General features: G+C 44.7%; 18 protein-coding genes. 10 read left to right on the top strand and 8 right to left on the bottom strand.

Annotation, left to right across the window (positions count from 1 at the left end; all coding sequences use genetic code 11):
- Positions 1-270: 270 nt before the first annotated feature.
- Together C7H79_RS19235 and C7H79_RS17680 are read left to right on the top strand one after the other, a co-directional pair.
- Positions 271-399, top strand: coding sequence for a hypothetical protein (locus C7H79_RS19235; protein WP_258577632.1), 129 nt, complete (start codon positions 271-273; stop codon positions 397-399).
- A 13-nt stretch (positions 400-412) separates the two neighbouring features.
- Entirely contained in the window at positions 413-670 is a 258-nt protein-coding gene (locus C7H79_RS17680) for a hypothetical protein (RefSeq protein WP_147383583.1), read from the top strand.
- Positions 671-684: 14 nt separating this feature from the next.
- On the opposite strand, the gene C7H79_RS17675 is transcribed toward C7H79_RS17680, so the two are convergent.
- The 8 genes from C7H79_RS17675 to C7H79_RS10205 all read right to left on the bottom strand — a co-directional run bounded on the left by C7H79_RS17675 (position 685) and on the right by C7H79_RS10205 (position 6259).
- On the bottom strand, positions 685-1035 hold the full coding sequence (locus C7H79_RS17675) for a hypothetical protein (protein ID WP_147383582.1): 351 nt from the start codon (positions 1033-1035) through the stop codon (positions 685-687).
- A gap of 21 nt (positions 1036-1056) precedes the next feature.
- Positions 1057-1344: a hypothetical protein gene (locus tag C7H79_RS10235; RefSeq protein ID WP_106707169.1), complete on the bottom strand. Its 288-nt coding sequence runs from the start codon at positions 1342-1344 to the stop codon at positions 1057-1059.
- Between the two features lie 183 nt (positions 1345-1527).
- Positions 1528-2214, bottom strand: coding sequence for a 6-phosphogluconolactonase (pgl, locus tag C7H79_RS10230; protein WP_242447237.1), 687 nt, complete (start codon positions 2212-2214; stop codon positions 1528-1530).
- Between the two features lie 8 nt (positions 2215-2222).
- Positions 2223-2864 carry an HAD family hydrolase gene (locus C7H79_RS10225; protein WP_106707168.1) on the bottom strand — a complete coding sequence of 214 codons (642 nt, stop codon included), beginning with the start codon at positions 2862-2864 and terminating at the stop codon, positions 2223-2225.
- 2 nt (positions 2865-2866) lie between these two features.
- Positions 2867-3805 (bottom strand): NAD-dependent epimerase/dehydratase family protein, encoded by a 939-nt coding sequence (locus C7H79_RS10220; protein ID WP_106707167.1) that lies wholly within the window; start codon positions 3803-3805, stop codon positions 2867-2869.
- On the bottom strand, positions 3802-4734 hold the full coding sequence (locus C7H79_RS10215; RefSeq protein ID WP_106707166.1) for a phosphoglycerate dehydrogenase: 933 nt from the start codon (positions 4732-4734) through the stop codon (positions 3802-3804). Before C7H79_RS10215 ends, C7H79_RS10220 begins: the two co-directional genes overlap by 4 nt.
- On the bottom strand, positions 4731-5501 hold the full coding sequence (locus C7H79_RS10210) for an HpcH/HpaI aldolase family protein (protein ID WP_106707165.1): 771 nt from the start codon (positions 5499-5501) through the stop codon (positions 4731-4733). The genes C7H79_RS10215 and C7H79_RS10210 overlap by 4 nt, the downstream gene beginning before the upstream one ends.
- A gap of 8 nt (positions 5502-5509) precedes the next feature.
- Positions 5510-6259, bottom strand: a complete 750-nt coding sequence (locus C7H79_RS10205; protein WP_106707164.1) for a 3-deoxy-manno-octulosonate cytidylyltransferase — start codon at positions 6257-6259, stop codon at positions 5510-5512.
- A 262-nt stretch (positions 6260-6521) separates the two neighbouring features.
- Between C7H79_RS10205 and C7H79_RS10200 the strand changes: the two genes are divergently transcribed.
- The 8 genes from C7H79_RS10200 to C7H79_RS10165 all read left to right on the top strand — a co-directional run bounded on the left by C7H79_RS10200 (position 6522) and on the right by C7H79_RS10165 (position 13342).
- Positions 6522-7787, top strand: coding sequence for a hypothetical protein (locus C7H79_RS10200; RefSeq protein ID WP_106707163.1), 1266 nt, complete (start codon positions 6522-6524; stop codon positions 7785-7787).
- A 62-nt stretch (positions 7788-7849) separates the two neighbouring features.
- Positions 7850-8614, top strand: a complete 765-nt coding sequence (locus C7H79_RS10195) for an FkbM family methyltransferase (RefSeq protein ID WP_106707162.1) — start codon at positions 7850-7852, stop codon at positions 8612-8614.
- Positions 8615-9664 (top strand): glycosyltransferase family 2 protein, encoded by a 1050-nt coding sequence (locus tag C7H79_RS10190; protein ID WP_242447236.1) that lies wholly within the window; start codon positions 8615-8617, stop codon positions 9662-9664.
- Between the two features lie 18 nt (positions 9665-9682).
- On the top strand, positions 9683-10873 hold the full coding sequence (locus tag C7H79_RS10185; protein WP_106707161.1) for an O-antigen ligase family protein: 1191 nt from the start codon (positions 9683-9685) through the stop codon (positions 10871-10873).
- A 338-nt stretch (positions 10874-11211) separates the two neighbouring features.
- Positions 11212-11895 (top strand): O-methyltransferase, encoded by a 684-nt coding sequence (locus C7H79_RS10180; RefSeq protein ID WP_106707160.1) that lies wholly within the window; start codon positions 11212-11214, stop codon positions 11893-11895.
- Between the two features lie 169 nt (positions 11896-12064).
- Positions 12065-12319 (top strand): DUF2024 family protein, encoded by a 255-nt coding sequence (locus C7H79_RS10175; protein WP_106707159.1) that lies wholly within the window; start codon positions 12065-12067, stop codon positions 12317-12319.
- Positions 12320-12417: 98 nt separating this feature from the next.
- A complete protein-coding gene (locus C7H79_RS10170) occupies positions 12418-12933 on the top strand; it encodes an invasion associated locus B family protein (protein WP_106707175.1) in 516 nt (171 codons plus the stop codon).
- 64 nt (positions 12934-12997) lie between these two features.
- Positions 12998-13342: an arsenate reductase family protein gene (locus C7H79_RS10165; RefSeq protein WP_106707158.1), complete on the top strand. Its 345-nt coding sequence runs from the start codon at positions 12998-13000 to the stop codon at positions 13340-13342.
- Positions 13343-13364: the final 22 nt, after the last annotated feature.

Below are 13364 nucleotides of genomic sequence, written 5' to 3'. Positions count from 1 at the left end.
ATAATTGATGAAGGTATCTGTTTTTTTAACTGTTCTGCATTCTTTTTCACTTTTTTCCTGCCACACCTTTAAAAACATAGCAATTTATATTTCTCGAAGTATACGCCAAAGTGCCCAAGCGCTTTTGGCAATCGGTTAGCTCCCCGGTGTGATTACGCTGGAATCACTGAAACCTGCAAATTAGCATTTTGTTGATCCAGATCAAAATAGCTAACCCCAATTCGGTTCACAATTCATATGCTTTCATAACAACTAGGAGTGAACAAAGATATGAATACTATAGAACAGCCAAAAGATTCTGAAACAATTAGAAATATGAGCGTCAATGTTGCAATCATATTCGGTGTGATAGTAGCTTTGATTGTGGTGTCAATATACTTTGCCGAAAATTTGAGCTGATTTGTCGGCGTGAGTGATACTGCATTATATGTTGCCTAGTCGCGTATGGGATGAACTCCCGTTCGCACTAGGGAACATTCATGATTTCTGGTTAGTTGGATATTCCGTGGTTATTTTGCGTGGGAAACGGATGACTGGCCGTACTGGTGGCATCTCGCCAATGTTCAGCCCTGGTGGAGTTTCCGTCATCTGCCAAATTCAATTGTTCCATCATAGCGATGCTTTACAGATACTGAATGTGAAAGTGTCATCGTTACGTCTTGCTGTGTAGTTGTATCGGAATTTCTAACATTCTCCGATATAATTTATATAGGCTTGTACAAAACCAACAAAAACCAATGCAAATGTTAGCCAAATAATCTTTTTTTGCTGACCGATGGCATCACGGTGTTTTTGTTCTTCTTCTTCTTCAAAAGCCGCCAAAGTGTTTAGAGCTGCTGCGTTTACTGTGTATGAAAGTTCTGTGCTTTTGGTTAGCTCATCAGATTTAACAAGTGAATTGAACATGAGCGTATAGTATTTAAGGATTCGATCTTTTTCAGGGTGAGAAATCCAACGGTATCCATATATCGTATTTAAATACGAAATTGGATGAAATTTAATATTTGTATCTCTACTGCTTAAATATTGCTCCACAATATTTCTCGGAATATCGATTCAATGATGTCGAACAAGGGTCTTTCGGTTAAATATGAATTGCTCTAATTTGTCTTTTGCAACGAAAAATTTGTTTGTGAAAAGTAGCTTACTCAGAAGAAACCTTAGTGGAGATTTTCCGACAATACCTTCTTGGGAGATATCCTCTACAAGCAAGCCCCATTCCTCATTTTCGTAAACGAGGTATACAGATAAGAAGTCATTGTTTCTAGCAGCATCACCACTCAAGGAAATTTTGCTTGGCGCACGCTTTCTCACTGCAAGTTTCAATGCTGGTTTTGTAATCACAAAAAACTGATAGAGTAACTGAACTAAAATTTTGTAATCTAAATAAAGTAATCTATAGCATCAGAAATGAAGCTGGTTGGAGTGGTGCGTATATCTATATAATTTATAATGAAATTGTATGTATTTATTTTATCAAAGCATACATTAATGAAGTCATAAAACAGTCACTTTCTTAATTTCAAGTTAACTTTCATTCATTTCAAAAACCATAATCGGCAATTGGGTACGTTGCAATAACCAAACAATCGGCAATTTCAAATCAGGATTCTCACTCAATTGATCCAGCAACCGGCGCTTATTCTTACCAGTAACCACTAACGCAATATGTTCACTCTTCACCAGAAAATTCAACGAAAGACTAACCCGCAGCGATGGCGCAATCGGCGGCGCAGTGGCTACACAGTGATGCGTAGAAAGTAAATCAGTATTCATGCCGGGAAACAGCGAAGCAATATGTCCATCTTCTCCCAGGCCTAATACCGTTAGGCTCAAGGGCAGTGGCAAACTATCCAAGTGTTGATGGATTGCGTTGACAGCGTCAAAAGGGCTGTCGTGTTGGGTTTTGAGTCCGACAAAGCGCGCGCTTTCCGGAAGTTGTGCCATCAAATATTTTTTTACCAGATGCTCATTCGATTGTTCATCGTGAACATCCACCCAGCGTTCATCAGACAGCGTGACGGTGATCCGATCCCAGGGCAGCTGACATTTTGCCAATGCGGGCAGGTAATGACGCGGCGTGTTGCCGCCGGGAACGACCAGAGTGGCTTGTGGTTTTCGTGCCAATATGTTTTTTAACACGCTTTCAGAAAAATCAGCAAAGCCTTGGCTTAACGATTCGATATCCGGGTAGGTATGTCTTTGCATTTTCATGGGTAACTCTAAGTGATTAATCCACGTAAATCGGAAACGATTTCGATATGCGCCGGGAAAGGATTTGGATCGCCAGGATAAACGCGGCCCAGGAATGCAGTGTTGTTGGCTTGTGCCCCTTCCAAGTCTGCAATCGCATCGCCGATCATCAGCACTGACTCGGGTTTGAGTCCATAGGCGGATAAAATTTCTGCGATGATGGTTTTTTTCAACGCTGGAGCACCACTCACTGCCTTGAAGTAGGGCGTAAGTCCACGGCGTTCGACGATGATTTTGAGTTCGGAATCCGGTGTTCCGGAGGCGACAAAGAGCGGGATTTTCTCGGCTTGGTGACGGATCAATTCGATGGCGCCGGGTACCGGTTCAGCCGCGATGACTGCCTCGACCACCAATTCTGAAAAAAGGAGGTCCAGTTTTTTTTCTTCCGCTTCAGACAATGGCGGTTTGTTGAGGTAATGTTGCTGGAAGTGACGAAACTTGTGGTAGCGCGACATGCCACCGTTTTGGTTGTGGAATTGCACCACTTTCTCGACAATGTCCGCACCGTGCGGACGATACAACTCTGCGAATGCCTGCGTTTTGATTTTTCCGGATTCCACCACGACACCATCGAAATCGAAAATGATTGCCTGCCAGTCAAAATTTTTCATGGCTATGCACGGTTATCCGAGGTGGATGGAGTGGCATCGTCGTTTTCATCACCATGATGCAAATCCTGGTGAATTTCGCGCAGGCAGTCGAGCATGCCTTGCCCTAGGTCAACATGTTCATTCAATACCAATTTACGGCCAATTCTTGGCTGGAAAGCATATGGTGTGATTTTATAGTGATGCACGGTATTGGCTTCGTCGAAATGCAATTCCACTGGCCACGGCATCATTTCCGAAATCATCGTCATCACGTCTCTGATACGCAATTTTTCCTGGCCGGTCAGAATCAAGTGCCGGTTGGCAAATTCCGGTGCGAGTATTTGCACGCTCATGCGTGCGGCATCTTCGACATGGATGTACTCGCGCATTGCTTCACCACTGCCTTTGTAGGTAATTGAGTGCTGTTCGACTGCCTCATGCAGCATACGATAGATGCCGTTGCGTTTGTCGGCGCGCCGGCCATACAGCGAGCCGTAACGCAGGATGTTGTAATCCAGGCCATAGCGTTCGTGATAGGTTTCGGTGAAACGCTCTGCGGCCTGTTTGCTGGCACGATAAAAAGATCCGGATTCGGAATAGACATAGACGCTGCTGGCAAACACAAAACGGCGCGCGCCGGCGATGCGGGCGGCTTCGAGCGCATGCATGTTGCCCAGTACGTTAATGGTTGCGGTGGGAATGGGTTTGTCATGCGCTTCATCGATGTCAGCAATTGCGGCGAAGTTATAGACGATCGATGTTTCCTTGGCCGCTTCGATCACTTGATCGAGATCCATGATGTCGCCAATGATCATTTCCTGATTGCTTCTAAGAAATGGCGAAGGATTGCGGTCGAAGAGTCGTACTTGATAACCTGCGGTGGATAATGCGTCGGCGACGTGACTGCCTAAAAAACCGCTGGCGCCGAACACGATTACTTTTTCAGTTGAAATCGCTGTCATTGGATTGCGCCTGCTTTGATCAGGCCCTGTAGTAAATTCTCCGCCGCTTCGATTTCCATCCGTTGGCGCGATTCTCGAGCCAAGGATCCGATATGTGACGTCACGATGACGTTATTCAATTCAAGTAATGACCCTTGATAAGGTTCATGCTCAAAAACATCCAGTGCGGCAGCACTGACTTTGCCGGATTTGAGTGCGTCCGCCAATGCTTTTTCGTCGACCAATCCGCCGCGCGCTGCATTGATGATAATGGTATTCGGTTTCATCGCTGCAAACGTCTGGGCATTCAGCAGATGATGCGTGGAGGGCGAGTAAGGCAGGTGTAGGGTGATAATGTCGGCGCTTGTCATCAGCTGCTCCAGTGGCAACAATGTGACGCCTTCAGGTACTTGATCGGCATGTGGATCGTGTGCGATAACCGTAGCTTCAAACGCTTGACACAAGCGTGCAACCCGGCGACCAATATGCCCTAGTCCAATGATGCCGACGGTCTGCGCCGCCAGTAGGCGACCTTGCGTGCGTGGCCATTCGCCTTTGCGCACCGCCTGATCTATTGTGCTGATTTCGCGTAACAGGCATAAAACGAATCCCAGCGTCAGTTCGGCAACCGCTTGCGCAGGCGCCTCCGGCGTATTCAGGACAGCGATGCCGTGATTCCTGGCTGCAGTCAGATCGACGCTATCCAGGCCGGCGCCGCAGCGTGATATAACTTTCAGGTTGGGAGCGGATTGAAGTACCCGCTCTGTTAGCGGCTCGATACCTGCGATTATACCAATCGAACCATCTTTCAGTAATTCGATAATCTCGTCCTCGGTCAGTTTGCGGCGGTGCGGATTGGTGATGATGCGCAGCCCTTTTTGCAATAATTGCTGCAGTGGAGGGTTATTATCGATATCGAACGAAGAAGTGGAAATCAGCAAAGTATTCATGATGTTTTTAATGTTGCGCGAATGTTTTGTAAATGGGTGCGGCAAATCGAATCCAGAATGCGGATATCCAATCCATATCCGAGAAAATTAAAACCTGCTTGAATGCGTTGTTGCAGCGCCTGCGGATCAGGTTCGATGACATGGATGCCGCCAGGCTTGTTGGCGCGATGGCCTGCTTCCAGCACTTGCGCAATGGCTTCCTGTACATCGGTGTGATCGAGATCTCCGGGACGTCCCATGGAGCCCGATAAATCATACGGGCCAATGATATAAGCGTCGATGCCGGGGACTTCTAGAATGTTGTCAATGGCTCTGACAGCATCGACATGCTCGATCATTACGACGATTACAGCATTATCTTCCAACCATTGGCGGTATGCCTGAAAACTGTTGCCATAACCCTGCGCGCGTGCCAGGCCGACACCGCGTTGTCCGCGCGGTGGATAATATACACTATCTACGGCGGCTCTGGCATCCGCGGCAGACTTGATCATTGGGACCATGACGCCAGTGGCGCCGGCATCCATAACGCGTTTGATTTGATCGGGGTGGTTAGACGTCAGGCGCACGATGGCCGGACATTGCTTACCATCCAGTACCTGGATAATCGATTGCACTTCATTGAGTTCCAGCACGCTATGTTCCATGTCCAGTACAAGCCAGTCAAAGCCGGCGGCTGCCATGATTTCGGCAATCGACGGATGCCCCAGGGTGACCCAGGAGCCGATAGTCAATTCAGAGCGATTCAATTTTGCTTTTAATGACATAGTGATTCCTAATAGCGGGCGAGCAGCGGATCTGCTTCCATCAGTTTTTCAACACGCAGCAGATCTGCCATGGTATCGACCGCTTGGGTGTTAAATTCGGTCGGTACCATTTTAACCTGCATGCCATGCTCCATCAGCCGCAGCATGTCGACGGACTCCAGTTGTTCCAATGGGGTTGGTGTCAGGTGAGTGTATTGAAATAAAGTGGCGCGACGAAAGGGGATAATGCAAACCTGTTTCCATGCAATGGTATCGGCAAAGCCGGTTTTGGCGATTGACGGGATCGGGCGGCGCGACATGTAAAGCGCATCGCCTTGTTGGTTCATAACAACTTTTATGGTGTTGAAATCGTGATAATCCGCTTCGTGATCGATTTTTCGCACCAGGTTGACACACCCCAATTCCGGATCATGCTTAAAGGGAGCGACCGCACTGTCGATCATGTCCGGGTGCGTCATCGGTTCGTCGCCTTGCACCATAACGATCAGATCCGCATCCAGATAGGTAACTGCTTCAGCGACACGATCACTGGCGCGTTCATGAATATCTGATGTCATGATGACGGGAGCACCAAAGCCTTCTGCTACTTGGCGAATTTCTTCGTCACAGGTTGCAATGTATGTAGCGTCGACTGATTTACTCATGGCTACACGCTTATAGATATGTTCAATCATCGGACGACCAAGGATTTGTGCGATTGGTTTGCCAGGAAAGCGCGATGACCCTATGCGGGCGGGTATGACTGCAATTGTTTTCATGAAATTTTTGTGTGTTCGATAGGAGTTAAAAATGTATGGTCAATGGTGATGTGTTGATTATCCGGTTTTTCTTATTTCCTGAGCAATACTTATTCGAAAATTAAAATACTTTCTCACTTGTTGTGGATTTTTCACAGGTGAGGATATGTTACTGGTAATTGGATAGTTGCGAGAGTAAAATGTCGCGCTTCATAGAATCATTTGTTTAAACAGGAAAAATGTTAAAAAAACACTTTGTTCTGAAGATTTTTTCATCGCGGTTATGAGAGCGCTTTTCTTTCTTCGACACTATAACGATATCGATCATGTTACTCCGGTTGTTTATCAATGGATTGGATCAGGACATCAGTGCGATGTGGTTTTGATTGGATCCACGCAGTTCCGACGTGATTTTCGTGTCAAGTATTTAAGTCAATTGCAAGGTGTGCGCTTGGCACATATGAATGAACTGTTTTCGTGGACGGATTATTGCAAATGGCGTTTGCAGATGCTGATCCTGACACGCAATGTTAGGCGCATCAAACTGATTGGTCGGTTGGCGGAGAAATTGGCAGATCGGTTTGATGAAAAAAAACGCAATCCATTATGGCAACATACCGCTAAACTGTTGCTGGATCGCTGTTTTGGAAACGCAGGTAAGGGCGTAGTAGCTTTTGATTGGATCGAACGTAATTCGGTAATATGCGTGGAATGGGTTGAAGTGGTTATTGCTATGGCAAAAGAGCGAGGGCTGGGAACTGTGTCGTTGCCGCATGGCGATAGCCCGCATGCCAGCCAATTGATTCGTCGTGGCGAGCGCAGGGCTGAACCGGATGCGACATTTTCTGCAGCCACGATATTCGACAAGGTGGTTGTGCCCAATGAGCTATGCGCTATCCGTTTCCGTCCGTTTATGACAGACAGTCAACTTGCCGTGCTGGGTTCACCTCGTTATTGCGAGGCATGGCTAAAGGTATTGGCAGGATTGATGCCGCCTTCTCCACTTACCGGATCTGATGATAAGCTAAAGATAGTCATGTTCTTGCGGAAAGCCAACTTTACAACATTCTGGGAAGAGGTGGGCGAGGTGGTGCATATGCTGGCTGAATTTCCCGCTGTTGAATTAATCATCAAACCGCATACGCGTAGCGGATGGAAGCAGTCACTGACCAAAGACAGTTCGATCAAGAAATTAGCGAATGTCAGTGTTGCAGGGGATGGGGCGCATTCGGTTCATTTGATGAACTGGGCTGATGTCATCATTGATTTGGCCACTTCCGTGGTATTTGAGGCGATTAGGGCAAAGAAACCGGTTCTGGCCGCTGATTATTTGATTGCAGCCCGCTCGGCTGTGGCCTATTACATGCCGGAGACGGAATTGAAATGTCGCGATGATGTGTACGAGAAAATTGATTATTTTCTTGCTAACGGGTTTGATTCTTTCTATGTGGAAGAGCATCGGCAACGTTTTTTGAAAGAAATGCTGGATTATCCGGACGCCAACGTGTTACCTCGATATGTGTCCTTGCTTGAGCAATTGTCGAGCTGAGGCGAGACCCCAGGCTGCCATGCAGTAATCAAGATTGATCGATAAGTTCATGAGAGGATGAGATGGGAGCGAAAGACATATTCAATGAACTAATCGTGGCAGCCTATAAACTGAAGGGTGGTTGTACCAATGTGCGAGTGCGGAATCAACAGATTATAATTTCTGTTGATCATTTGCGAACACTGAATCGAGCCAAAACGTATTCGAAGAAAGAACCTGATACCCTGGATTGGCTGGATAGCTTTGAACCGGGGTCATGCTATTTCGATATTGGCGCTAACATTGGTCAATATTCATTATATCCTGCAAAAAAATACGGTAATACCGTGCAAGTATTTGCTTTTGAGCCGCAAAGCAATAACTACTATGCGCTCAACAAAAATATTTACCTGAATAATCTAGGGAATCATATTTTATCTTACTGTGTTGCGGTATCAGGTCGTAGTGAATTTTCCAAGTTGTATATTCCTAAATTCATTCCAGGAGGGAATCGATCGCAATTTGGGCATGAAGATCTGGAAAACATGAAAATGCCAGCAACGCATATTCAAGGGATGTTTGGTGTGACATTGGACGATTTATGCGGGCAATGGGGATTCCCATGCCCTAATTATATGAAGATCGATGTCGATGGTATAGAAATCTCCATTCTGGAAGGCGCATCCGCCATTTTGGCGAATCCCGCATTGAGATCTGTGATTGTTGAACTAGGATCCAAAGTTGAACAAGAGAGGGCCATTGTGATTATGAAACAGGCCGGTCTCGAGGTGACTCAAAGGCCATCCAGGAACTGGGGTGAAGCCTATTTGATTTTTAGCAGAGTTTGATTGGCTATTTTTTCTGCGATGATGAGTACCTTCATGGCTCCCGCGATTGATGTAGTGATTCCTGTCTATAATGCACCGGAACTGAGCAAGCGGTGTATTGATTCTGTGGTTATGCATCTAGGTTCGTCTATTCGAATGATTTATATTCAAGATGATGCGTCGGGATCGGAAACCCGAGCGATGCTGGAAGGTCTGTTGTATCCACAAGTTAATGTTTATCATGCGCCAAATAACCAAGGATATGGAAGGTCAGTGAATGATGCCATTGCACGTTCTGATGCCGATTGGGTTCTGGTGCTCAATTCCGATATCGAAGTATTGGGAAATTTCTTACCGTTGCTCTGCACAGCAATGGCTGCTGACCCTAAATTGGTTGTCATTAATCCAACTGAAGGGGATATGCTAAACGCAAAAGCAAATCGCTATCTGTGCCAATCGGGCGGTTATGTCACTACCTATCGATTTAGAGGCTATGCTTTTCTGATTCGTCGCACTGTTTTTCAGGCGATGGGTGGATTCGATCCGCAATTTGGCCGAGGCTATTACGAAGACACTGATCTGGGTCGTCGATTGACAAACCAGGGATGGCGCATGGGAGTACATCCAGATGCAATTATTCGTCATGAAACTGGTGCGTCATTTGGGCGCGGGAAAGCTTATCAGGAATTAGTTAAGCGCAATCGCGCGTTGTATCTTTCGCGTTATCCTCTTGCGCGACAAAATGTTTTAGTCGTTTCGGGAGCTTGCACTCTGGATGATTTGCCCCTTAAATTGGTGAATTCGCTTGAGCAAGTAATGCGACAAGGTGGGCGACTCCATTGGCTAACTCCGACACGATTACCGGTGCTATCCTGTCTGCAAATGCGCAACAGCGAAATTGATCTGCGTGTGCTTTTGGAGCTAATGTTACGTGGTTGGTCTCGAGAGGATAAGCGTCTCACTGAGGTGTGGTTGTTGCCAGCTGCTCCCGCTTGGGTTCGTGCTTTATTGAAGCTGTTTGTCCTGATGCGTCGCCTAGAAGTGCGTGCATGGGAAGCGACATCGTTCTAACATTCTCTAATCGGTTGTATGCAAACGAGTATTACAAGGCAAGAATGGTTTATTCGGTTTGCGCTCATCTTTTTTGGTGCAGGATTCTGGCGTGGGGAGCTAATGTTTGTTTCTTTTCCGCTGCTGATTGTTGCATGGTTTATGGATGGTGGTGTATATCGCCTGAATCAAGAGATTAAAGTACCGCTGACGCAAGCAATCCTGCTTTTGTGTACATTATTGCTGCTCGGATTGTTATGGAGTGAATCGCCGCAAGATGGGCGGATGAAATGGCTAAAATATTTTACGCTTCTAATTTTTATTCCCTTTTACTCTCTTATGAATAAAGAACGCCTGCCGTGGGCGTTGTATGGTTTGATTGCTAGCTATTTGTGCGTTCTGGCTGTGGGCGTTTATCAGTGGCTTGCCATTGATGTTCAAGGAGTTCCATTGTTGGGAATGTCTTATTTAAGTTTTTCGGCAATGCTTGGAGTCGGCGCAATTATAACAAGTGGAATTGCCTGCATGAGCCCATCGACCAAGGTGCAGATATTTTTTGTGCTTGCCACTTTAACTTTACTTTTCATTCAATTTCATCAGAATGGAAGAACTTTTCTACTGGCAACACTAATAAGCATACTGCTGACAGCGTTTTTGCGTTTCAAAATTGAAATGAAAAAATTTTTTAGCATTTTGGCTTGTGTGCTGATTGTTTCGGTTGCTTTTGCTTATAATAGTCCTGCATTTCAGGCTAGGTTGAATCAGATAAAAATTGACATCGAATTAATGCAGCAAGGAAATTACAGTTCCAGTTTAGGTTATCGTCTTGCAATGTGGGATGTTGGTTTGCATGGGATTGCAGCACGTCCTTTATTAGGCTTCGGAACCGGTATGCCCGAGAAATATTTTGATAAAACCATTAGTACATACAAAAATGGCTTATATAAGGATTTACCAAAATTTCAGGAAACTGTGCACTACCATAATGATTGGATCGAAATCGGTATGCATATTGGTATTTCAGGAGTACTGGCATTGGGATTTCTATTATGGAGTTGGTATCAGGCGTTCAATAAAAGTCATTTAAATTTACTGGGTAGTGGTTTAATAAGTTTTATCATTTTGGCTGGACTTGCAGATACTTTTGTCATTTTTAGCAGAACACCGATTCTGTTGTTGATAATTACTACAATAGCTATAGGCTGGCGCAAACGTGAGCAAGAGATTTAATCTGTGCGGGCTTAATTCCCCGCTCTTTGGGGCGAGAGCTGGTTGAAAACCAGTAAATTGAAAGGCGAGGTTAATACCCTGTTGCTTGCGGCGGGCGCTTTATTAACAGACTCGCTGAAAAACTATCTGCAGTTGCTACTGCGGTGTTAAAAACAGGCTAAAAATGCTCATTTATTAAGCATAAACTGCGCATTTTCGCTGGTTTTTGCCTTGTATCAGCTGCCTCGAAAACGTTTTTCAACGGTCTGTTAAAGACTCCGTTGATGAGTTTGTATTAATGACTGCGAAAAAGTGACTGATTACAGCTTAGCTGGCTATTATTGTCAGGGAGAAAGAGTATGAGCGATTTCCAAGCGACAGAGATGGATGATGCAGGCGAGTTAATTCCGGTTAATCCTGCTATTGAAGCATATATGCGTAATTTGGTAATACGCACTGATCAACCTGTTCTTTTGGAAATGGAAGAGTTTGCGCGTCTAAGAAATTTTCCGATTGTGAACCGTCTGGTCGGTGTTTTTCTTAAAACTCAGGCGCGCATGGTTAAGGCTAAACGAATATTTGAATTTGGCAGTGGTTATGGCTATTCGGCCTACTGGTTCGCAAAGGCTGTGGGGAGCAATGGACAGATTGTTTGCAGTGATTCTGATGCAACTAATCATGCTCGTGCAAAAGAATATCTTTCTGCTGTGGGTTTATGGCAGCGTATAGAATTTCACGTGGGTCTGGCACAAGATGTTTTTGTGCAGACTGGTGGTTTATTTGATATTTGCTATAACGATGTAGATAAAGGAGACTATCCGGAAGTTTGGCAAATGGCCAAGCATCGAATTCGTTCAGGCGGGCTTTATATCGCTGATAATGTCTTGTGGCATGGGCGTGTAGCGATGAAAGCTCGTCAAGATACGGTTGTCGAGTCGACAGCAGCGATTGTCGAGCATAATCAGATGATTTTTGATGATCCGGATTTTGATGTGTTCATTAATCCAATTCGAGACGGAGTACTTGTCGCGAGAAAGAAATAATGTGCTTTTGCTGCATGTAACGAATCCTGTCAGAATTGAATCGTTGTGCATTTCTCATGGCAGTTTAGTCGATAAATTGGTATAGTTATTATGTGGGTAGTGAGGAGTAGGGCTTATAGTTGCTGCATCCTTAGGGCTTTAGAATATCTGTTTTTTTAAGGAAATTAATATGCAAATTCATGTTTATGATACTTATGTTAAGGCGAACGATGGTCATACGATGCACTTTGATGTATTTACGGCGGTGAAGGATGATCAGAAAGCTGTTGAATATGCAAAACAATGGCTAGCATCGATTGGTGAGGAAAACGCAGTTGTTACCAGTCGGGAATGTAGTTTTTGCCATAGCCAAAGTGCACCCGATAATGTTATTGATGAGATCAATAAAAATGGGTTTTATATTTACAAGATGGAAGGGTGCTAAGAATTTTTCTGATGATGAGGGGTCTAGTGTTGAAATGTTTCATATCTAGACCTTGATTAATCAAAATCGTAATGAATATAATTTTCAAGGTTCTCAAAATGAAGCAGAAATTTAGCAAATTGGTAATTATGGGTATGATTATTACCTTATGTAATTCAGTTCAAGCCGCTGAGCCGAAGCTCATTGGGCAACATGGAGATTGGACAGCCTATACGTTTATGGAGAACAATAGCAAAGTTTGCTATATGGTGAGCCAGCCCAAAAAATCGGAGGGAAATTACACCAAGCGAGGTGATGTTTTTGCTCTGATTACGCATCGTCCTGCCGAGAAAAGTAAAAATGTTTTTAGCTATATTGCTGGTTACCCATATAAATCCGGGAGGGAAGTAACAGTTGCTGTAAATAATCAGAATTTCCGGCTTTTTACTCAGGATGATTCTGCTTGGGCTCCAGACGAAGCGACCGACAATAAAATCACGGATGCTATCAAGCGTGGAAATTCATTGATCGTTAAGGGGGCATCAGCACGTGGAACGGAAACAACGGATACATTTGGACTTAGTGGTTCAACTGCTGCCCATAAAGCAATTTCAGCTGAGTGCGGCGTGAAATGAAACAAAGAGATGCTGTATTTGAAAATTATGTCTTTTGTTGCCCAGTTGTAGCAATGGAAATGGTATGACCGATAAGATAGTTGTTTATCAAAAACCTACTTGTAGTAAATGCAGGGAGACAATATCTTTACTTAATGAAAGTGGTGAAGAATTTGAATCGATTGATTATTATAAAACGCCGATAACGGTAGATGAGTTGCGGGAGTTGATCAAAAAACTTAATTTACCAGTACGTGATATCCTCCGCCAACATGAACCTGCTGCGCAGTACTTAAGCGCATCATCAGATGATGAAATTATCAAAGCGATGGTGGAAAATCCAGATTTGATACAACGTCCAATTGTTATGCGCGGCGACAAAGCAAAGCTATGCCGCCCGCCAGAGGCTGTTATAGATTTTCTTAAATAAATATAGGATTTGAATCTTATCT

The organism is Nitrosomonas supralitoralis (assembly GCF_003011925.2).
GTDB lineage: Bacteria > Pseudomonadota > Gammaproteobacteria > Burkholderiales > Nitrosomonadaceae > Nitrosomonas > Nitrosomonas supralitoralis.
Note: the sequence above shows the minus strand (reverse complement) of the source record. Positions and strands in the feature narration are given on the sequence as shown.

Coding starts and splice junctions, on each gene's coding strand:
- C7H79_RS19235 (WP_258577632.1), top strand. CDS start 271: ATGAATACTATAGAACAGCCAAAAGATTCTGAAACAATTAGAAATATG.
- pgl (WP_242447237.1), bottom strand. CDS start 2,214: ATGAAAATGCAAAGACATACCTACCCGGATATCGAATCGTTAAGCCAA.
- C7H79_RS10225 (WP_106707168.1), bottom strand. CDS start 2,864: ATGAAAAATTTTGACTGGCAGGCAATCATTTTCGATTTCGATGGTGTC.
- C7H79_RS10220 (WP_106707167.1), bottom strand. CDS start 3,805: ATGACAGCGATTTCAACTGAAAAAGTAATCGTGTTCGGCGCCAGCGGT.
- C7H79_RS10215 (WP_106707166.1), bottom strand. CDS start 4,734: ATGAATACTTTGCTGATTTCCACTTCTTCGTTCGATATCGATAATAAC.
- C7H79_RS10210 (WP_106707165.1), bottom strand. CDS start 5,501: ATGTCATTAAAAGCAAAATTGAATCGCTCTGAATTGACTATCGGCTCC.
- C7H79_RS10205 (WP_106707164.1), bottom strand. CDS start 6,259: ATGAAAACAATTGCAGTCATACCCGCCCGCATAGGGTCATCGCGCTTT.
- C7H79_RS10200 (WP_106707163.1), top strand. CDS start 6,522: ATGAGAGCGCTTTTCTTTCTTCGACACTATAACGATATCGATCATGTT.
- C7H79_RS10195 (WP_106707162.1), top strand. CDS start 7,850: ATGGGAGCGAAAGACATATTCAATGAACTAATCGTGGCAGCCTATAAA.
- C7H79_RS10185 (WP_106707161.1), top strand. CDS start 9,683: ATGCAAACGAGTATTACAAGGCAAGAATGGTTTATTCGGTTTGCGCTC.
- C7H79_RS10180 (WP_106707160.1), top strand. CDS start 11,212: ATGAGCGATTTCCAAGCGACAGAGATGGATGATGCAGGCGAGTTAATT.
- C7H79_RS10175 (WP_106707159.1), top strand. CDS start 12,065: ATGCAAATTCATGTTTATGATACTTATGTTAAGGCGAACGATGGTCAT.
- C7H79_RS10170 (WP_106707175.1), top strand. CDS start 12,418: ATGAAGCAGAAATTTAGCAAATTGGTAATTATGGGTATGATTATTACC.
- C7H79_RS10165 (WP_106707158.1), top strand. CDS start 12,998: ATGACCGATAAGATAGTTGTTTATCAAAAACCTACTTGTAGTAAATGC.